The sequence below is a fragment of the Micromonospora sp. NPDC023737 genome (assembly GCF_040639715.1).
In the GTDB taxonomy this organism is placed as follows: Bacteria; Actinomycetota; Actinomycetes; order Mycobacteriales; family Micromonosporaceae; genus Micromonospora.
The window spans coordinates 49,196-67,459 of record NZ_JBFAAL010000005.1 but is presented as its reverse complement, the minus strand read 5'-3'; the positions used below and the strand labels follow the sequence as shown (position 1 = coordinate 67,459).

Genomic DNA, 18,264 nt, shown 5'->3' with positions numbered 1-18,264 from the left:
CGGGGTGAGGAGGTGTCCCTCGTGGACGTCGACGCCGGACACGGCGCCGCCCTGGGGGGCGCGCTTCCCACCAGAGCAGGTGACCTGCCACTGACCCGCCGACTCCGGTCGCTGCTCAACTGGCCGACCGCCGAGTCCGACCCGGTCAGCCAACTGGTACGCGCACACCGCGCCATCCACGCCGGCGCCGACCCCGCGGTGCTGCGCCGGGCGTACGCGATCGCCGAGACCATGCACCGCGGGCAGTTCCGCAAGAGCGGGGAGCCGTACATCACCCACCCGCTCGCGGTCGCCCAGATCTGCGCCGACCTCGGGATGGACACCACCACCCTGGTCGCCGCGCTGCTGCACGACACGGTCGAGGACACCCGCTACACGCTCCAGGCCCTCTCCGACGACTTCGGGGCGGAGGTGGCCCACCTGGTCGACGGGGTCACCAAGTTCGACAAGGCCTTCTACGGCAAGGCCGCCGAGGCCGAGACGATCCGCAAGATGATCATCGCGGCCGGCCGGGACGTCCGGGTCCTGATCATCAAGCTGGCCGACCGGCTGCACAACATGCGTACCCTCGGCGTCCGGTCGGCCGCCTCCCGCGAGCGGATCGCCCGCAAGACCGAGGAGGTGCTCGTCCCGCTCTGCGACCGGCTCGGCATTCAGACGCTCAAGCGGGAGCTGGACGACGTGGTGCTGCTGCACCTGCACCCGGAGGAGCACGCCCGCATCGCCCGGCACGTGCACGACCGACCCGGCTGGGACGCGTACCTCGCCCAGGTGGTCTCCCAGGTCAAGGTGGCGCTGCGCCGCAGCCGGGTCGACGCCGAGGTGGCGCCCCGACCCCGGCACCTCTACTCGATCTGGAAGGACACGGTCGCCGGCGATCACAGCGCCCCGTACGATCTGCCGCGCATCGCCGTGGTGGTCGACGGCCCCCCGACCGACTGCTACGCGGCACTCGGCGCGGTCCACGGGCTCTGGCGTCCGATGCCGGGCCGGTTCAAGGACTACATCGCCTCGCCCAAGAACAACCTCTACCGCTCTCTGCACACCAGCGTGTGCGGGCCGCGGGACCGCACCGTCGAGGTGCTCATCCGCACCGAGGAGATGCACCGTTCGGCCGAGTACGGCATCGCCGCCGACTACCGCTTCCCGCGAGTCGGCGGCGGCGCGGGCGGCGCCGAACAACTCGCCTGGCTGCACCGGGTGCTCGACTGGGAGCAGGACGCCGCCGACCCGGCCCAGTTCCTCGAGTCGCTGCGTTGCGACCTGGCCGAGGCGCAGATCGAGGTCTTCTCCGAAGGGCGGCAGATCGTGCTGCCGGCCGGTGCCACACCGGTCGACCTCGCGTACGAGCTCGGCACCGACCGGGGTGACCACTGCCTGGCCGCCCGGATCAACGGGAGGCTCGCCCCGCTCTCCTCCGAGCTGGAAGAGGGCGACGTCGTCGAGATCTTCACCGAGAACGACGCCGACAACGGCTTCGAGGCGGAGGCCGCGCCGCGGGGCCCTCGCCGGGAGTGGCTCAGCTTCGTGAAGTCCCCGCACGCGCAGATGCAGATCAACCGCTGGTTCGCCGAACACACCGAACCGGGCATTTCGATCAACGACAAGGTGCGCCTCGGCCGGGCCACTCTCGGACTCACGCTCCGCCAGCACAACCGAGGGCTGGCGAGTGACCTGCCGCTGCTGCGCCTCGCCGAGGAACTCGGCTACCCCGACCTGGAGACTCTGCTGGTCGCGGTCTTCGACCGGGTGATCGAGCCGAACGAGGTGGTCCGTCAGCTCATCGACCTGGTCGACCACCGCCAGTGACCAGTAGCCCCCCGCCGGGCACGAGCCGCATTCGTCGCCATTAGCCTGGTGTCATGATCCCCCGCTCGCGCGCCACCGGCAGGGCCCTCGGCTATCAGGTCTTCTACCGGCTGCCGCTACCGCTACGCCGTCGACTGGTCCGGCTGGCCGTGCCGAAGTACATCGTCGGCGCGGTCACCCTGGTTCGCGACGCCGAAGCCGAGGGAGCGGGACGGTTGCTCCTGCTCCGCCAGCCGCCCGGCAAGGGCTGGACGCTGCCCGCCGGGCTGCTGCAACGGCATGAGGCCCCGGTGGTGGGCGCGGCCCGTGAGCTGTACGAGGAGTCCGGCATCCGGCTCTCCCCCGCCCAGCTCAGTCCGGCCGTACCGAACGCGGTCGTGCACGCCAAGGGCTGGGTGGACGTCGTCTTCACCGCGGAGGTGCCGGCGTCCACCACGGAACTGAAGGTCGACGGCGCCGAGGTCTTCGAGGCCGCCTGGCATCCGCTGGACGACCTGCCCCAGCTCAGCTGGGCGACGGCCCGGCTGCTCGCGCACTACGACATCGGCCCCCTGGTGGGGCAGTTCCCGCCGCCCGTACCCGACACGAAGGTGTGAGCGTGGTGCCGGCCGGCGTGGACGACCTCTGTGCGGTGGTGCTCGCCGCCGGTGAGGGGACCCGGCTACGGCCGCTCACCGAGCGGCTGCCCAAGGCGCTCTGCCCGGTCGGAAACGTGTCACTGCTGGACCGGGCGCTCGCCCGGCTCGCCGGACTCGGTCCGTCCGGGGCGGCCCGGGTCGCGGTGAACGCCTGCTACCTGGCCGATCAGGTGGTCGAGCACGTCGGGGACCGCGCCCACCTCTCGGTTGAGCCGGGTGACCCGCTCGGCACCGCGGGCGGGGTCGCGAAGCTGAAGGACTGGATCGCCGGGCGGCCGGTGCTGGTCGGCAACGCGGACGCGTACCTCGCCGACCCGACCGCCGACCCCGGACCGGACATCGCGGCGCTGCTCGCCGGCTGGGACGGAGACGAGGTACGGCTGTTGGGTCAGCCGGCCGCCGATCCCGGCGCACCCGGGACGTTCGCCGGGTACGCGTTCACCGGGTTCTCGCTGCTGCCCTGGCGGCTCGTCCGGGAGCTGCCGGTCGAATTCGGCGACCTGGTACGCGCCGTGTGGCGACCGGCCGAGGCGGCGGGCGCGCTACGGGTGGTCCCCTACCGTGGCACCTTCTACGACACCGGCACCCCGGCCGACTACCTGGCGGCCAACCTGCACGCGGCTGGTGGCGACGCCCTGGTCGATCCGGCCGCCACGGTCACCGGGCCCTGCCGGGAGTCGGTGGTCGGGGCGGGCGCCGTGGTGCACGGCGAGGTCGTCCGATCGGTGGTCTGGCCCGGCGCGACGGTGCGGGCCGGCGAGCGGCTGCACGAGGTCGTCCGGGCCGGTGACGACCTGACCGTGCCGGCCGGCCAGGCATCCGCCACGGCTTGACATGATCGACACGACAGGGCCCAGGGGCCTGCCTCGACGCCGTCCGGCGTCGCCGGGGCCCGGCCCAGCCGGGCGTGGTCTTATGAAACAGGCCTTAGAGTGAGCGACGACGTCGACGAACGGAGAACCTTCCCGTGATCACCGCGATCGTGCTGATCGACTGCGCCACCGACTCCATTCCCGAGGTGGCCGAGACCCTGGCCAACCTTCCCGGCGTCAGCGAGGTCTACTCGGTCGCCGGTCACGTCGACCTGATCGCCGTGGTCCGCGTACGCGAGTTCGACCAGATCGCCGAGGTGATCGCGGGCAGCATCTCGAAGGTGCCGGGGGTGAGCAACACCGAGTCGCACATCGCGTTCCGGGCGTACTCCCAGCACGACCTCGAGGAGGCGTTCGCGATCGGTCTGGCCAACGCGGACTGACGACGCCACCGGCGGGCGGCCTGGCCGCGCAGGTCCGCGCGCTCACCGAGGACCTGCACCAGGTGCTCGCCGCGCCGAGCACTTCGGGCCGGTGGCGCGCCCGGCCGGCGAGTGGGCGCAAAGCGCGGCGACCGGGCCGCGCCACCACCACACCCCGGCGGCTACAGCCCGCGCGTCGCCACCAACGACGCGGCCAAGGGCTGGGAGGAACTCTGCCGGCAGGCTGCGGTCAACACCCGCACCTGCTGGATCAAGCACGCGGGCACGGGCCACCCCAAGGCCACCGACCAGCACCCTCCACGACCACACGCCGTCGGCCGGCATCCACCCCCGGATGCCCGGCCGCCGTACGCCGTCGTGGGACCGGCGCACCGTGCGTTGCTCGTACGCGCCGAGGTCCTGCCCTGTCGGCCTCACCGACGTTGACATCGTCAGTCATGGATCGGCCGGCCTTCGCCGGGCGCGGTCGGCCGTGACGGGCCCGGCCCGGGCGGCTGCGGGTGGACGAGCAACGGCCGGCCCATCGCACGATGGACCGGCCGTTCGTGCTTCCCGAGGTCAGCTCACGCCCGGAGCCGGGGTCTCGGTGGTGCCGCCGCCCGGAGCGGGCGACTCGGTCTCGGTACCGCCCGGAGCGGGCGACTCGGTCTCCGTACCGCCCGGAGCCGGCGACTCGGTCTCCGTGCCGCCGGGGCTCGGCGTACCGGAGGCGCTGGCCTGCGGGACCGGGATACCCAGCTGCTGCGCCAGCTGGACCAGCTCGTCATAGTGCGTCTGGAGGGCCGGCAGCGCGGTCTGCGCCAGCTGGATCACCGACTGCTCGGAGCCCTGCGAGATCTCCGTCTGGGTGGCCTGGATGGCCTGCAGGTGGCCGGCCAGCTGCGCGGTCACCCACTCCGTGTCGAAGTTCTTGCCGCTGGCGTTGTTCAGCCGGTCGATCACGGCCTGCTGGTCAGCGGTGGGCCCCTTGGGCAGCTGCACGTTGAGCTGAGACGCGGTCTGCTGCACCGTCTGGTCCAGCTGCGTGTGGTCGGTCACGAACATCTTGCCCAGGTCCTTGACCCGCTGGTTCTGGCCCTTCTGCTGGGCCAGTTCACCCGCGGTGATCTCGAACAGGTTGACCTGGTGGATCGCCTGCAGGTACTGGGTGTCCTGCTCCGACGGCTGTGCCTTGGCCTGCGCTGCGGCGGCCGGTGCGACACCGACCAGCACCAGCGCGGCCAGCAGGCCGAGACGTTTGATACCCAACATGCTTCCTCCCCGTGAGACGTTGGACCGCACGGATACCCGGCTCACCGGGGTTATTCCTGCGATCCCCGCGCGCGAGGGGACGGCCCGGTCGGGCGCCGGCGTCCGCTCTGCGCCGACTCAGCCCGCTTCCGACCCGGGCCCACAGGGCACAAACGGGACGTGGCGCCCACCGGAGTGATCCGGCGGACGCCACGTCCAGGTGAGGTCGAGGTCAGCGGTGCGACTCGGAACCGCTGCTGATCTCCTCGCGCTCCGGTCGGGGCTCGACCGGCGGGTGCCCCGGCGAGACCGGCGCCTCGACCGGCTTCTCGATGGGGTAGAAGAAGCCCCGGATGGCCGGGCCGAGGGCACCGAGCCGGTTCATCTTCTTCGGCACCACCCAGCCGGTGTACTCCAGCGCACCGTGGCCGTCGTGGTCCTGCGCGCTCAGCGGCTGGTGCACCTCGACGAACCGGCCGTCCGGCATCCGCCGGATGATGCCGGTCTCCACGCCGTGCGCCAGCACCTCACGGTCGTGCTGCTGCAGACCGAGGCAGAGCCGGTAGGTGACGTAGTACGCCAGCGGCGGCAGGATCAGCAGGCCGACCCGGCCGGCCCAGGTCATCGCGTTCAAACTGATCTGGAACTTGTCCGCGATGACGTCGTTGGCCCCGGAGAGGGTCAGCACCAGGTAGAACGCGACCGCCATGGCACCCACCGCGGTGCGGGCCGGGACGTCGCGAGGCCGCTGGAGCAGGTTGTGGCTGCGGAAGTCCTTGAGGTGCCGGGCCTCCAGGAACGGATAGAGCGTGGAGAGACCGACCAGGATGCCGGGCAACACGACCGTCGGCCAGAACAGCGGCGGGATCACGTAGCCGTCGCCGAGCGGGATGTCGATCTGCCAGGCCGGCATGAGCCGGGTCGAGCCGTCCAGGAACATGACGTACCAGTCCGGCTGGCTGGCGGCGGAGACGACCCAGGCCTCGTAGGGCCCGAAGAGCCAGATCGGGTTGATCTGGAACAGACCGCCCATCAGCGCGATCACGCCGAAGACGATCATGAAGAAGCCGCCCTGCTTGATCGCGTACCGCGGGAACATCCGCTCGCCGACCACGTTGCCGTTGGTCCGGCCGGGGCCGGGCCACTGGGTGTGCTTCTGCGTGAACACCAGGCCCAGGTGGACGCTGATCAGAGCGAGCAGCAGTGCCGGGATCAGCAGCACGTGGGCGATGAAGAACCGGCTGATGATGATCGTGCCGGGGAACTCCCCGCCGAAGATCGACGAGGTGAGCCAGGAACCGATCACCGGGATGGACAGCATGATCGCCGACGCGATCCGCAGACCGGTGCCGGAGAGCCCGTCGTCCGGCAGCGAGTAGCCGGTGAAGCCGGCCAGGAAGCCGACCCAGAAGAGCAGCGAACCGATGATCCAGTTGGTCTCACGCGGCTTGCGGAACGCGCCGGTGAAGAAGACCCGCAGCATGTGCACGACGATCGCGGCCATGAACAGCAGCGCCGCCCAGTGGTGCATCTGCCGCATGATCAGACCGCCGCGGACCTCGAAGGAGAGGTTCAGGCTGGAGGCGTACGCGGCGGACATCGGCGTGCCACGCAGCGGCGCGTAGCTGCCGTTGTAGACCACCTCCGTCATCGACGGCTCGAAGAAGAAGGTCAGGAAGGTGCCGGTGAGCAGCAGCACGATGAACGAGAAGAGCGCGATCTCACCGAGCAGGAAGGACCAGTGGTCCGGGAAGACCTTGTTCAACAGGTGGCGCAGCGGGGTAGCCGCCCGGAAGCGGTCGTCGAGCCCCGCCGCAGCCTTGCCCGGCGCAGCCGCCAGGTCGAACTTACGACGCTTCATGGCCGCTCCCAGAAGTCTGGCCCGACGGTCTCGGTGTAGTCGGACTTCGCCACGAAGAAGCCCTCGGAGTCTACCTCGATCGGCAGCTGCGGCAGCCGCCGGCTGGCGGGGCCGAAGACGGGCCGGGCGTTGTCGGTGATCAGGAACTGCGACTGGTGGCACGGGCAGAGCAGCCGGTTGGTCTGCTGCTCGAAGAGGCTGGCCGGGCAGCCCGCGTGCGTGCAGATCTTGGAGAACGCCGCGTAGTTGCCCCACATGTAGTCGCCGTGGCCGACCCGCTCGTTGGCCTGGCGCGACTCCCGCGCGTCCTCGTCCCGCAGGTGGATCAGCAGCGTCGGCGAGTCCGCGTGCCGGTTGCTGATGCCGTGCTCGATCCCGGGGAAGACGGTCAGCTGACCGCCGGCGCTGATGTCCGCGGGGCGGACCGGGCGGCCGTCCTCACGGACCAGCCGGATCCTCTGGCCACCCTCCGCCGGGGCGAACCCGGTGGTGAACATCTGGTTGTCCTTGTGCGGGTTGGAGATCAGCCCGCCCACCAGCGGCGCGGCGGCGACCGCGCCGACCGGCACGAGGCCCGCCAGCAGCGAGATGCCGAGCAGCGGGCGACGCTTCACGCCCATCTCGTCAGCCATGTAGAGCATGGTCTGGCCGGTGATGCTGCGCTCGTCCTCGCGCACCTGGCCCTCGTGCCGGTCCTGGATCGACACCTCCTTGGGCAGCAGCTTCTTGCCCCAGGTCAGGATGCCGAAACCGATGCCGAGCAGGGAGAGGCCGAGGGTGACGCCGAGCAGCGGGTTGTACCACTTGTCGCTGCCCCGGCCCGGGGCGTACTCCCACGGCCACCAGATGTAGATGACCAGGAAGGCCGTCCCCACCAGGCCGGAGAGCAGGAAGAGCCAGGCGACCAACCGGACGAGCCGGCGTTCGGCCTTCGTGCCCGGCACGACCTGCGGCTCGTAGTGGACGATCTCGATGTCGTCCCGGCGGGCGCCCTCGCGGACGATGTCGAAGCGGGTAAGCCCGGGGGTGTTCACGTCGAGCGGCTCCCGACCCTGCTGGGCCTGGTGCTCGGTGTGCGTGCTCATGCCGTCACCTCGTTACGGGCGGCGCCGTGCGTCGGCACCGCAGCACTGGATCGAAGAGTCCGCTCGGTCACGACTTGCCCGCAATCCACAGGCTGGCGAAGACGAGCGCGACGATGCCGACCAGGAAGATCGCCAGACCCTCGGTGGAGGGGCCGTATCGGCCAAGGTTGAAACCACCCGGGTCCTGGTCGTGCTTCAGGGTCTCCTGGATGTAGGCGATGATGTCGGCCTTCTGCTCCGGCCGGAGCTGGTTGTCGCCGAACACCGGCATGTTCTGCGGACCGCTGAGCATCGCGGCGTAGATCTGCCGGTCGCTCGCCGGGCGCAGGCTCGGGGCGAACTTGCCCGAGGAGAGCGCGCCACCACCAGCGCCGAAGGCGTGGCACTGCGAGCAGTTGATCCGGAACAGCTCACCACCGGCCGCGATGTCGCCGTCGGAGTGCAGGTTGGTGCCCTCCGGGAGCTCCGGCCCACCGCCGAGCTCCTGGATGTACTGGGCGAGCTGACGAGTCTGCTCGTCCGTGAACAGCGGCGGCTTGCGGTGTGCCTGAGCCTCCTGGCGCGTCGCCGGCATCCGGCCGCTGCTGACCTGGAACTCGACCGAGGCCGCGCCGACGCCGATCAGACTCGGCCCTCGTCCCTCGACACCCTGCGCATTGCGACCGTGGCAGGTCACGCAGCTCACGTCGAACAGCGCCTTGCCCTCGGCAGCGGCGCTGCTCATCGGCGGAGCGTCCTGCGCCTGCGCGCCGGGGGCAAAGAGGGTGTAGGCGCCGCCGGCGAGCGTCAGCGCGGCGATCAGCCGGACCGCGGCACCCAGCCGGCGGCGGCCCCTGCTGCGCGCCGCGGGCCGCCCGCGCAGCCGCGCGAGCAGACCGCGTCGGCGGTCGTTGTCAGAAGTCATGACCTGTGTCCTTAACCGGTTGGACCTTCTCAGGGGACGGAGCAACGGCGCGGTTCGTGATGCGCCAAGATCACTGAAGCCAGTAGATCATGGCGTACAGTGCGATCCACACCACATCGACGAAGTGCCAGTAGTACGACACGACGATCGCCGAGGTGGCCTGAGCCGGCGTGAACCGACCCATGGTGGTGCGGATCATGAAGATGATGAAGGCGACCAGACCGCCGGTCACGTGCAGACCGTGGAAGCCGGTGGTCAGGTAGAACATCGACCCGTAGCCGTCTTCGTTGATCTTCACGCCTTCGTGCACCAGCGTGCGGTACTCGTTCAGCTGGCCGAGCACGAAGATCAGGCCCATCACGAAGGTGATCGTGAACCAGCGTCGTAGCGCGTGCACGTCACCCCGCTCCGCCGCGAAGACGCCGAGCTGGCACGTCACCGAGGACAACACCAGGATCACCGTGAACGTGGTCGCGTACGGGATGTTCAGGTGCTCGGTGTGCTTCGTCCACTGCTCCGGCGCCGCCGCGCGGATGGAGAAGTACATCGCGAACAGCGCCGCGAAGAACATGAGTTCGCTGGAGAGCCACACGATCGTCCCGACGCTGACCATGTTCGGTCGAGTCAGAGAGTGGATCCGGCTCTTGTCAATGGCTGGGGCCGCAGTCACGCGGTCATTATTGCCCCTGACCGGCATCCACGATCAGCGGGGGGCCAAACCCGTGGTCAGGGTGGCCCGATAGTGGTCGTCCGGTTCGCCTGGCCTAGCCTGAAAAGCGTGCTGCACGTCGATCCGATCTTCGCCGCCACCTCGACTACCTCGTCGTACGTCGCCGAGGCCGTCTCGACCACGCCGCCGATCGCGGCCGGCGGCGAGGCGATCCCGCCACCGTTCACCATCGGCACCGTCCTGACCGAGACCCGGTTGGACAGTTGGCTGGCGCTCGGCCTGGTGCTCGCCGCCGGCCTCTACCTCTACGGCGTACACCGGCTGCGGGTGCGCGGCGACCACTGGCCGGTCGCGCGGACCGTCTTCTTCCTCGGGCCCGGCCTCGGCGGGGTCGCGCTGGTCACGGTGAGCGGGCTGCACGCGTACGACACGGCGCTGCTGAGCGTGCACATGGTCCAGCACATGATGCTGTCGATGGTGGCGCCGATCTTCCTTGCCCTGGGCGCGCCGATGACGCTCGCCCTGCGCACCCTGCCGCAGCGACCGCGCAAGCGGCTGCTGGCCATCGTGCACAGCCGGATCGCCCGGGTCTACAGCTTCCCGCTGGTGGCGTTCGCCATCTTCGTGGTCAACCCGTTCGTGCTCTACTTCAGCGACCTGTACCGGTACACGCTCGAGCACGCCTGGGCGCACGAACTGGTGCACGCGCACTTCATCATGACCGGCTGCGTGTTCTTCTGGCCGCTGCTCGGCCTCGACCCGCTGCCCGGTCGCTGGCCGTATCCGGCCCGGGCGCTGCTGATGGTGCTCTCGGTACCGTTCCACACCGTGCTCGGGCTCACCGTCATGCAGAGCACCACGCTCTTCGGCGGCGACTGGTACCCCTCGCTCAACCTCGGTTGGGCCGATCCCTGGGACGATCAGGTGCTCGCCGGCGGCATCCTCTGGGCCGGTGGCGAGTTCGTCAGTGTGACGATGCTCGCCGTGCTGGTCGTTCAGTGGATCAAGCAGTCCGAGCGGGAGGCCCGCCGCATCGACCGCGAGCTCGACCGCCAGGAGGCCCGCGAGCGCGCCGCGGAGTCCGCGGCCTGAGCTGGGCCGGGAGCAGCCGCGGCCGCCGGACGCCGGGCGGGATGTCGGCTGTGTCACGTCGACCGGTACGATCAGCGGGCAGCTACGAGGTGGGAGCCTGTCTAGCGATGAGCGATCGTGAGTGCACCGTCGTGCTCTACAGCGACGACCCGCAGGTCCGGGACCGGATGCGGCTGGCCGTCGGCACCCGGCCCGCGCCCGGCCTCCAGCTCGAGTTCGTCGAGGCCTCCAACTATGCGGAGGTCGTCCGGCTGGTCGACGACTACGAGATCGACCTGCTCCTGCTCGACGGCGAGGCGACCCCGGGCGGTGGCATCGGGATCGCCCGCCAGATCAAGGACGACCGGGCCGACGCGCCCCCGACCTGCGTGGTGATCGCCCGCGCCGCGGACCGATGGCTCGCCGCGTACGCCGAGGTCGACGCCACCCTGGTGCACCCGCTCGACCCGGTGACCACCGGCAACACGGTGGCCGAGCTGCTGCGGACGCACGCACCCGCCTGACGTCCCCCGCTCCGGCACCGACCCACGGCGCCGGACCGACCGGCGCCGGTTCACCCACCCGTATCCGCACGCTCGGGAGGCCCGCGATGGGCGATCGGACCTGGCCGCACCTGCTCAACGCGCTGCTGCGCGGCGAGGAGCTCTCCACCGCCGACACCGCATGGGCGATGGGCGAGATCATGAGTGGCGCCGCGAGCGCCGCGCAGGTCGCCGGGTTCGCCGTCGGATTGCGCGCGAAGGGCGAGACGTCGGCCGAGCTGGCCGGGCTGGTCGAGGCGATGCTCACCCGGGCGGTCCCGGTGTCGCTGAGCGACGAGGTGCGGTCCACCGCCCTCGACGTCGTCGGCACCGGTGGCGACCTCGCTCACACGGTGAACATCTCCACCATGGCCGCCCTCGTGGTCGCCGGTGCGGGCGTGCGCGTGGTCAAGCACGGCAACCGCGCGGCCTCCTCCCTGTGCGGCACCGCTGACCTGCTGGAATACCTCGGCGTACCGCTGGATCTCGGCCCGGAGGCGGTCGCCCGGTGCGTGACGGAGGCCGGCATCGGCTTCTGCTTCGCGGCCCGCTTCCACCCGGGCATGCGGCACACCGGTCCGGTCCGGCGCGAGCTGGGCGTGCCCACGGTGTTCAACTTCCTCGGCCCGTTGAGCAACCCGGCGCGCCCCCGGGCCGGCGCGGTCGGCTGCTTCGACCCGCGGATGGCCCCGGTGATGGCCGGCGTGTTCGCCACCCGAGGCGACTCGGTGCTGGTGATGCGGGGCGAGGACGGGCTCGACGAGTTCAGCACCGCCGCGCCGACCAGGGTCTGGGTGGCGCAGGGCGGCACCGTACGCGAGACGCTGCTGGACGCGGTCGACCTGGGGGTGCCCCGGTCCACCATCGCCGACCTGCGGGGCGGTGACGCTCCCTACAACGCCGACGTGGCGCGCCGCGTGCTGGCCGGCGAGACCGGTCCCGTACGCGACGCGGTCCTGGTCAACGCCGCGGCGGCGCTGGCCACGCAGGGCCCGTTGGACGGTGATCTCGTCGAGGCGCTGCGTGCGGGAATGGCCCGCGCCGCCGAGTCGATCGACTCCGGTGCGGCGGCTGCCACTCTGGAGCGCTGGATCGAGGTCGCCAAGACGCTCTGAGCGCCCGCCACGGCCGGTCCGCCGTTTTCGGGCGCGACGGGTCGTGTCGGAGGGGCGTGCCAAACTACACCTGAGTGATTCATCCTCGCTCGGGCAGCACGTCCACGGCCGGTCCCTCCCCGCGATCGGCCCGACGTCGCCCGGGCGGGCCGCAGCGAGATGAGGCGCCCGTGTCGGACCGTGAGCTGTACTGCGACAGTTGCCAGGGCGTTCAGCAGTTCGAGACGCCACCGTGCGTCGACGGGCACGGTGGCGACTGCCCCGAGCTGGTCTGCACCCGCTGCGGCGACGCCCTGCTGATCGCCACGTTCACGTTCCGCGCGCCTCGCCTCGCTCGGAGCGAGCAGCGCACGCCGGCCCACCGCCAGGCCGCCTGACGATCCCGCCACGCGCCGGCCAGACGCCTGACGACCCCACCCCCACCTGCCGCGTAGCCACGCAAGCCCTCTGAAGCCACGCGCGCTCCCTGACGGCCACGCAAGCCCTCCGAGGGCCACGCACGCCCCCCTGACGGCCACGCACGCCGCCTGACGGCCACGCCCGCCTGCCCGGGGCTGCCGTGAACCCGCCGCGGCCCTCTGCCGGCCGCACAAACCGTCTGACGATCCATGCGCTCGTCACCCTGCCGCACCGCGCCGCACCGCCGCGCGATGTCCGCGCCTGCCCTCCGGCCCACCGCTACCGGTGGCCGGCCCGACTGACGCCGACGACGCCTCGACCCGCGGGCCGCCGTTCGGCGTCCCGGCGGTCCGGCAGCCTCCCAGGCCGGTTCGACGGACGACGCCGCATCGGCGGGCAACGGGCTGCCGTGCCAGCACTGTCGAGCTGCCCCAAATATGGGACGGCGGTGGGTGGCGTCGCGACCGCCCCTGGGGACGCCGACGGAACGCCGCGACCGGCATCGGCCGGCGGACGCCGCCAGCCAGCCCCTACGACAGACAGCGCGACCGGCGTCGGCCGGCGGACAGCTACCGGAGGCCGGGCTCCCATGGCGGACACCGCACCGGACAGCCACCGGACCGCCGAAGTCCCATGGCAGACGCCGCACCGCACAGCCACCGGACCGCCGAAGTCCCATGGCAGACGCCGCACCGCACAGCCACCGGACCGCCGAAGTCCCATGGCAGACGCCGCACCGGGACAGCCACCGGACCGCCGAAGTCCCATGGCAGACGCCGCACCGCACAGCCACCCGGCGGCCAAGGCCCCTTGACGGACGCCGCGCACCGGACAGACAACAGGGCGGCTACCCGGGGGTCCACTTGGATGTCGAGCGCGATCGGCGTGTGCCCCAGAACTGGGGCAGCTCGACACTGCCCGACACAGCACCCCGGCACCCCACGTCTGAGGACGGGTCGCTCAGGAGGTGGGTGCGTTCTCCCACCCGGGAAACGCGAAAGCCCGCCTCCGAAGAGGCGGGCTTTCGTCGCGGTTCAGGATGCGGCCGGCTCAGTGCTCCGCGGTGCGCCGGGTGCCCGAGTAGTACTCGAAGAGCAGCCCGCAGGCGGCGAAGATGACCGCCACCAGACCGGCGCCGAGCAGCCAGAACTGCCAGAACACCAGGCCGAGACCGGCGATGGAGGCGGCGAGCGCCAGCCCGAGCGGCCAGTAGCTGCCCGGGCTGAAGAAGCCGACCTCGCCCGCGCCGTCGGCGATCTCCGCGTCCGGACGGTCCTCCGGACGCAGGTCGATCCGGCGGGAGACGAACCAGAAGAAGCCGCCGCACATCAAGCAGAGGAGGAAGGACAGCGCCAAGGCGGTGGTGCCCACCCACTCGACGCGACCACCCTCACCGGCGGTCCAGGCGCCGTACAGGACGGCGGCGCCGAAGAGGAAGCCGGCGATGACCAGGAAGATACGCCACTCGGTCTTCATGCCTGCTCCCTCAGCTTCCCGCGCCGGCCGGAGCCGGGTTGAAGTTGTGCTCCGTGCGCCGGGTCTCGAACGGCTCGGTGGTCTGCGCGTACGGGTCCTCGCCGATCGCGGACAGCGCCTCCTGCGTGGTCTTGCCGTCCCGCTTGGCCGCGAGGAACTGGTCGTACTTCTCCGGCGACACGACCCGCAGTTCGAAGTTCATGAACGCGTGGTACGTGCCGCAGAGCTCCGCGCACCGCCCGACGTAGGCGCCCTCGCTGTCCAGGCTGGAGACCTCGAACACGTTACGGATCTTTCCGGGGAAGACGTCGCGCTTGAACAGCAGCTCCGGCACCCAGAACGAGTGGATGACGTCCCGGCTGGTCTCCTCGAACCGGACCGACCGGCCGGTCGGCAGCACGAGGATCGGGATGACCTCGCTGGTGCCGAGCGTCGACGCGACGGTGTTGGCGTCCGGGCCCTGACCGTCACGGTAGTTGAACTGCCAGTTCCACTTGAACGCGACGACCTCGACGGTGACGTCGGGGTTCCGGCTCAGCTTGTTCACGTCGGTCTGCACGACCGCCGTGTAGTAGAAGAGCACGGACACCACGAGGATCGGCGCGATGGTGTAGAGGAACTCCATCGGCATGTTGTAGCGGGTCTGCACCGGCAGGTCGTTGCCCCGCTTCCGGTAGCGGATCACGCACCAGAAGATGAGGAACCACACGAAGACGCCGACCGCGAGCGCCGCGATGCAGGACGCGATCCAGAGGTCGTACATCCGGTGCGACTGCGGCGTGATGCCGCCCTGCGGCCAACCGAAACCGTGGAACGTCTTGCCGACGTCACAGCCCGTGAGCAGGAACAGCAACGCCGCGCCGCCGAGGCCGAGCCCGGCGAGCCGACCAGCACCACGCCGCCGGCCCACGCCAGCTCCCGCGTTGTGCCGTACGGCCGACGGCCGTACCTCCGAACTCCTTGCGACCACCTGGTCCTGCCTCCCTAGCGCGCCGCGGTGTCTGTCCTTGTCCTGCTGACCTCCGGCTTACGGAGCGGACAGCACCGGCGGCAAAGGCGTCACCGACGGTCGCAGATTACTCGACCATGACCGGCTGGACCGTGTTGGGGTCACTCTCCGCCCCCCAACGGGGGATCTTGGCTCATTCGGCGAGATAGCGTAATCAGCCGTGAGTGCTTCCCCGGTCTACCTGGACGCCGCCACGGCCACGCCGCTGCACCCGGTGGCCCGGCAGGCCCTGCTCGCCGCTCTCGAGGACGGCTGGGCCGACCCGGGCAAGCTCTACACGCAGGCGCGCCGCTCGCGCCAACTGCTCGACGCGGCCCGGGCCGCGGCCGCCGAAACCCTGGGCGTACGTCCCGACGAACTCTCCTTCACCGCCAGCGGCACCGCCGCCGCGCACGCCGCCGTGCTGGGTGGCCTGGCCGGCCGGCGGCGAACCGGTCGCCGGCTGGTGCACTCCGCCATCGAGCACTCGGCGGTGCTGCACGCTGCCGAACGGCACGTCGCCGACGGCGGCGAGGCCGCGTCGGTGCCGGTGGACCGGCTCGGCGCCCTGGACCTCGACGTCTGGTCGGCCGAGGTACGCGCGCCGGGCGTGGCGCTGGCCGCGCTGATCGCCGCCAGCCACGAGGTGGGCACCCTCCAGCCGGTGGCCGAGGCGGCCGCCGCCTGCGCCGGCGCCGGGGTGCCCCTCTACGTCGACGCGGCGCAGGCGGTGGGCCGGGTGCCGGTGCCGGCGGGCTGGTCGGTGCTGACCGCGAGCGCGCACAAGTGGGGCGGGCCGGCCGGGGTGGGCCTGCTGGTGGTGCGCAAGGGCACCCGCTGGGAGTCGCCCTATCCGGCCGACGAGCGGGAGTCGGGCCGTACACCCGGGGCGCTGAACCTGCCCGCGGTGGTGGCCGCGGCGGCCAGCCTGCGCGCGGTGGCGGCCGAGGCCGAGGCCGAGGCGGCCCGGCTGGCACCGCTGGTCGACCGGATCCGGGCCCGGGTGGGTGCGGAGGTGCCGGACGTGGAGGTCGTCGGTGACCCGCAGCGCCGGCTGCCGCACCTGGTCACGTTCTCCTGCCTCTACGTCGACGGCGAGGCGTTGCTGCACGCGCTGGACCGGCGGGGTTTCGCGGTCTCCTCCGGCTCGTCGTGCACGTCCTCGACGCTGCGCCCGTCGCACGTGCTGGAGGCGATGGGTGTGCTCTCGCACGGCAACGTTCGTGTGTCGCTGCACCGGGACACGTCGGCGGCCGACGTGGAGCGGTTCCTCGCCGAGTTGCCCGGGATCGTCGCCGACCTGCGGGCCGAGGCAGGGGTGGTGGGGCTGTGACCATGCCGGACGAGGTGCTCGACTGCCGTGGCCAGCGCTGCCCGTTGCCGGTGATCGCGGTGGCCCGCCGCCTGCCGGAACTGCCGGTCGGCACGGTCGTACGGCTGCTCGCCGACGATCCGGCGGCGGCGGTGGACATCCCGGCGTGGTGCCGCATGCGCGGACAGGAGTTCGTGGCCCGGGTCACCGGCCCCGACGGCCCCGCCTACGACGTACGTCGCATCCACTGACCCTGCCCGCGCCCTGGCCTTCTCGGCCCATCGGTGGGTCAGGGCAGCAGGTGGGGGCGAACCTCGTCGGCGGCCACGTCCCCGTACGACTCGCCGAGGCGCTTGATGAAGAGATCCCGGCGCACCTGGTACTCCTGGGTGCCGACGGTCTCCAGCACCAGGGTCGCCAGCAGGGAGCCCACCTGCGCGGCCCGCTCCAGGCCGAGCCCCCAGGAGAGCGCGGTGAAGAACCCGGCGCGGAAACCGTCCCCCACGCCGGTCGGGTCGACCGCCCGGATCTCCCGGGCGATGGGCACGTGGATCGTCTCGAAGTCACGCCCGGCGATCTCGACGCCGTCCTTGCCGAGCGTGGTGACCCGGACCTTGACGCGGTCGAGCAGCTGGGCGTCGCTGAGTCCGGCCTTGCTCTGCAGGAGCGACTTCTCGTAGTCGTTGGTCATCAGGTACTCGGCGCCGTCGATCAGCGCGACGACGTGCTCACCGGGCATCCGGGCCAGTTGCTGGGAGGGGTCAGCGGCGAAGGCGTAACCGCGCTCGCGGCACTCGGCGGAGTGACGCAGCATCGCCTCGGGGTCGTTCGCGCCGACCAGGACCAGGTCGAGGCCGCCGAGGCGCTCACTCACCGGGCCGAGTTCGATGTTACGGGCCTCGCTCATCGCCCCCGCGTAGAAGGAGGCGATCTGACACATGTCGAGGTCCGTGGTGCAGACGAAGCGGGCGGTGTGCGCCACCTCGCTGACGTGCACCGAGTCGCAGTCGACGCCGTGCCGCTCCAGCCAGGAGCGGTAGTCGGCGAAGTCGGCGCCGACCGCGCCGACGAGCGCCGGGTGCAGGCCGAGCTGGCCCATGCCGAACGCGATGTTCGCCGCCACGCCGCCACGGCGCAACACCAGGTCGTCCACCAGGAAGGAGAGCGACACCTTGTGCAGCTGGTCGGCGATGAGCTGGTCGGCGAAGCGGCCGGGGAAGCTCATCAGGTGGTCGGTGGCGATCGAACCGGTCACCGCGATCTTCATGTCAACCCTCGGGGTCGGGAGCGGGGCGCGGTCAGCCTACCGGGCCGGCAAACGTGCGGTGTCCGCTCGGTGGGACGACGGTCATCTGCGGTAACCGCGCCGGAACGAGGACGGGGCCGCCCAGATGGGCGGCCCCGTCGTCGTACAGGTCGATTCAGCTGAAGGAGTCACCGCAGGCGCAGGAGCTACCCGCGTTGGGGTTGTCGATGGTGAAGCCCTGGGCGTCGATCCGGTCGGCGAAGTCGATGGTGGCACCGGCCAGGTAGGGGGCGCTCATCCGGTCCACGACGACCTCGACACCGTCGTAGTCGGTGACGATGTCACCGTCGAGGGAGCGCTCGTCGAAGAAGAGCTGGTACCGCAGGCCGGAACAGCCGCCCGGCTGCACCGCGACGCGGAGCCGCAGGTCGTCGCGGCCCTCCTGCTCGATCAGGGCCTTGACCTTCTGCGCCGCGACGTCGGTGAGGACGACGGTGGTAGGGGCCTTGGCCTCGGTCGACTCGGTCTGCGCTGGCGTGGTCACGTGGAATTCTCCCTGCGCGCTCGTGGTGTGGTCGTCCCGACCAACGTCACCCGCCGGTCAGCGATTCCCACTGTGGTCCAATTTCTGATTGTAGGCCGGTCCGGGCGCCGTTGACCCCT

20 protein-coding genes are annotated in these 18,264 nt (G+C 71.2%); 11 read left to right on the top strand and 9 right to left on the bottom strand.

All coding sequences use genetic code 11. The annotated features are described in order from the left end of the window. The first annotated feature begins 21 nt into the window (after positions 1 to 21). From AB0F98_RS13615 to AB0F98_RS13595, 5 genes are all read left to right on the top strand, one after another. Complete coding sequence (locus AB0F98_RS13615; RefSeq protein ID WP_357734689.1) at positions 22 to 1,809, top strand: RelA/SpoT family protein; 1,788 nt, start codon at positions 22 to 24, stop codon at positions 1,807 to 1,809. 53 nt (positions 1,810 to 1,862) lie between these two features. Further along, positions 1,863 to 2,405 (top strand): NUDIX domain-containing protein, encoded by a 543-nt coding sequence (locus tag AB0F98_RS13610; RefSeq protein ID WP_357733740.1) that lies wholly within the window; start codon positions 1,863 to 1,865, stop codon positions 2,403 to 2,405. Between the two features lie 2 nt (positions 2,406 to 2,407). After that, positions 2,408 to 3,280, top strand: coding sequence for a sugar phosphate nucleotidyltransferase (locus AB0F98_RS13605; RefSeq protein WP_357733737.1), 873 nt, complete (start codon positions 2,408 to 2,410; stop codon positions 3,278 to 3,280). A gap of 134 nt (positions 3,281 to 3,414) precedes the next feature. Then, positions 3,415 to 3,702 (top strand): Lrp/AsnC ligand binding domain-containing protein, encoded by a 288-nt coding sequence (locus AB0F98_RS13600; RefSeq protein ID WP_076467996.1) that lies wholly within the window; start codon positions 3,415 to 3,417, stop codon positions 3,700 to 3,702. Between the two features lie 111 nt (positions 3,703 to 3,813). Further along, positions 3,814 to 4,128, top strand: a complete 315-nt coding sequence (locus tag AB0F98_RS13595) for a hypothetical protein (RefSeq protein WP_357733733.1) — start codon at positions 3,814 to 3,816, stop codon at positions 4,126 to 4,128. A gap of 132 nt (positions 4,129 to 4,260) precedes the next feature. Here the strand turns inward: AB0F98_RS13595 and AB0F98_RS13590 are convergent, their stop codons facing one another. The 5 genes from AB0F98_RS13590 to AB0F98_RS13570 form a co-directional block, all read right to left on the bottom strand. Next, positions 4,261 to 4,953 (bottom strand): DUF4142 domain-containing protein, encoded by a 693-nt coding sequence (locus AB0F98_RS13590; protein WP_357733730.1) that lies wholly within the window; start codon positions 4,951 to 4,953, stop codon positions 4,261 to 4,263. Between the two features lie 211 nt (positions 4,954 to 5,164). Then, positions 5,165 to 6,793, bottom strand: a complete 1,629-nt coding sequence (locus AB0F98_RS13585; RefSeq protein ID WP_357733727.1) for a cytochrome b N-terminal domain-containing protein — start codon at positions 6,791 to 6,793, stop codon at positions 5,165 to 5,167. Then, a complete protein-coding gene (locus tag AB0F98_RS13580; RefSeq protein WP_357733724.1) occupies positions 6,790 to 7,878 on the bottom strand; it encodes a Rieske 2Fe-2S domain-containing protein in 1,089 nt (362 codons plus the stop codon). Before AB0F98_RS13580 ends, AB0F98_RS13585 begins: the two co-directional genes overlap by 4 nt. 67 nt (positions 7,879 to 7,945) lie before the next feature. Then, on the bottom strand, positions 7,946 to 8,782 hold the full coding sequence (locus AB0F98_RS13575) for a cytochrome c (RefSeq protein ID WP_357733721.1): 837 nt from the start codon (positions 8,780 to 8,782) through the stop codon (positions 7,946 to 7,948). A 70-nt stretch (positions 8,783 to 8,852) separates the two neighbouring features. Next, the gene (locus AB0F98_RS13570) at positions 8,853 to 9,452 is read right to left on the bottom strand and encodes a heme-copper oxidase subunit III (RefSeq protein ID WP_357733718.1); all 600 of its coding nucleotides are present in this window, start codon (positions 9,450 to 9,452) and stop codon (positions 8,853 to 8,855) included. A 189-nt stretch (positions 9,453 to 9,641) separates the two neighbouring features. On the opposite strand from AB0F98_RS13570, the gene AB0F98_RS13565 reads away from it, so the two are divergent. The 4 genes from AB0F98_RS13565 (at position 9,642) to AB0F98_RS13550 (ending at position 12,557) form a co-directional block, all read left to right on the top strand. Continuing rightward, positions 9,642 to 10,544, top strand: coding sequence for a cytochrome c oxidase assembly protein (locus AB0F98_RS13565; protein WP_357734686.1), 903 nt, complete (start codon positions 9,642 to 9,644; stop codon positions 10,542 to 10,544). 107 nt (positions 10,545 to 10,651) lie between these two features. Further along, positions 10,652 to 11,047, top strand: a complete 396-nt coding sequence (locus AB0F98_RS13560; RefSeq protein ID WP_357733715.1) for a hypothetical protein — start codon at positions 10,652 to 10,654, stop codon at positions 11,045 to 11,047. An 86-nt stretch (positions 11,048 to 11,133) separates the two neighbouring features. Beyond that, positions 11,134 to 12,180, top strand: a complete 1,047-nt coding sequence (gene trpD, locus AB0F98_RS13555) for an anthranilate phosphoribosyltransferase (protein ID WP_357733712.1) — start codon at positions 11,134 to 11,136, stop codon at positions 12,178 to 12,180. A 170-nt stretch (positions 12,181 to 12,350) separates the two neighbouring features. Further along, positions 12,351 to 12,557, top strand: coding sequence for a hypothetical protein (locus AB0F98_RS13550; protein ID WP_357733709.1), 207 nt, complete (start codon positions 12,351 to 12,353; stop codon positions 12,555 to 12,557). A 1,072-nt stretch (positions 12,558 to 13,629) separates the two neighbouring features. Here AB0F98_RS13550 and AB0F98_RS13545 read toward each other — a convergent pair. Both AB0F98_RS13545 and coxB read right to left on the bottom strand, forming a co-directional pair. Next, the gene (locus tag AB0F98_RS13545) at positions 13,630 to 14,055 is read right to left on the bottom strand and encodes a cytochrome c oxidase subunit 4 (protein WP_357733706.1); all 426 of its coding nucleotides are present in this window, start codon (positions 14,053 to 14,055) and stop codon (positions 13,630 to 13,632) included. Between the two features lie 10 nt (positions 14,056 to 14,065). Beyond that, the gene (gene coxB, locus AB0F98_RS13540; protein ID WP_357733703.1) at positions 14,066 to 15,025 is read right to left on the bottom strand and encodes a cytochrome c oxidase subunit II; all 960 of its coding nucleotides are present in this window, start codon (positions 15,023 to 15,025) and stop codon (positions 14,066 to 14,068) included. A gap of 199 nt (positions 15,026 to 15,224) precedes the next feature. On the opposite strand from coxB, the gene AB0F98_RS13535 reads away from it, so the two are divergent. After that, complete coding sequence (locus tag AB0F98_RS13535; RefSeq protein WP_357733700.1) at positions 15,225 to 16,376, top strand: aminotransferase class V-fold PLP-dependent enzyme; 1,152 nt, start codon at positions 15,225 to 15,227, stop codon at positions 16,374 to 16,376. Then, positions 16,373 to 16,606 (top strand): sulfurtransferase TusA family protein, encoded by a 234-nt coding sequence (locus AB0F98_RS13530; protein ID WP_076468020.1) that lies wholly within the window; start codon positions 16,373 to 16,375, stop codon positions 16,604 to 16,606. The genes AB0F98_RS13535 and AB0F98_RS13530 overlap by 4 nt, the downstream gene beginning before the upstream one ends. Positions 16,607 to 16,644: 38 nt before the next feature. Here AB0F98_RS13530 and AB0F98_RS13525 read toward each other — a convergent pair whose 3' ends face one another. Beyond that, positions 16,645 to 17,622, bottom strand: a complete 978-nt coding sequence (locus AB0F98_RS13525) for a carbohydrate kinase family protein (RefSeq protein WP_357733696.1) — start codon at positions 17,620 to 17,622, stop codon at positions 16,645 to 16,647. A gap of 154 nt (positions 17,623 to 17,776) precedes the next feature. Continuing rightward, a complete protein-coding gene (erpA, locus tag AB0F98_RS13520) occupies positions 17,777 to 18,145 on the bottom strand; it encodes an iron-sulfur cluster insertion protein ErpA (protein ID WP_357733693.1) in 369 nt (122 codons plus the stop codon). Positions 18,146 to 18,264: the final 119 nt, after the last annotated feature.

Bases quoted from the DNA above. Each gene is read 5' to 3' on its own strand.
- AB0F98_RS13610 (WP_357733740.1), top strand. From the start codon at position 1,863: ATGATCCCCCGCTCGCGCGCCACCGGCAGGGCCCTCGGCTATCAGGTC.
- AB0F98_RS13545 (WP_357733706.1), bottom strand. From the start codon at position 14,055: ATGAAGACCGAGTGGCGTATCTTCCTGGTCATCGCCGGCTTCCTCTTC.
- trpD (WP_357733712.1), top strand. From the start codon at position 11,134: ATGGGCGATCGGACCTGGCCGCACCTGCTCAACGCGCTGCTGCGCGGC.
- AB0F98_RS13560 (WP_357733715.1), top strand. From the start codon at position 10,652: ATGAGCGATCGTGAGTGCACCGTCGTGCTCTACAGCGACGACCCGCAG.
- AB0F98_RS13580 (WP_357733724.1), bottom strand. From the start codon at position 7,878: ATGAGCACGCACACCGAGCACCAGGCCCAGCAGGGTCGGGAGCCGCTC.
- AB0F98_RS13590 (WP_357733730.1), bottom strand. From the start codon at position 4,953: ATGTTGGGTATCAAACGTCTCGGCCTGCTGGCCGCGCTGGTGCTGGTC.
- AB0F98_RS13575 (WP_357733721.1), bottom strand. From the start codon at position 8,782: ATGACTTCTGACAACGACCGCCGACGCGGTCTGCTCGCGCGGCTGCGC.
- AB0F98_RS13585 (WP_357733727.1), bottom strand. From the start codon at position 6,793: ATGAAGCGTCGTAAGTTCGACCTGGCGGCTGCGCCGGGCAAGGCTGCG.
- AB0F98_RS13525 (WP_357733696.1), bottom strand. From the start codon at position 17,622: ATGAAGATCGCGGTGACCGGTTCGATCGCCACCGACCACCTGATGAGC.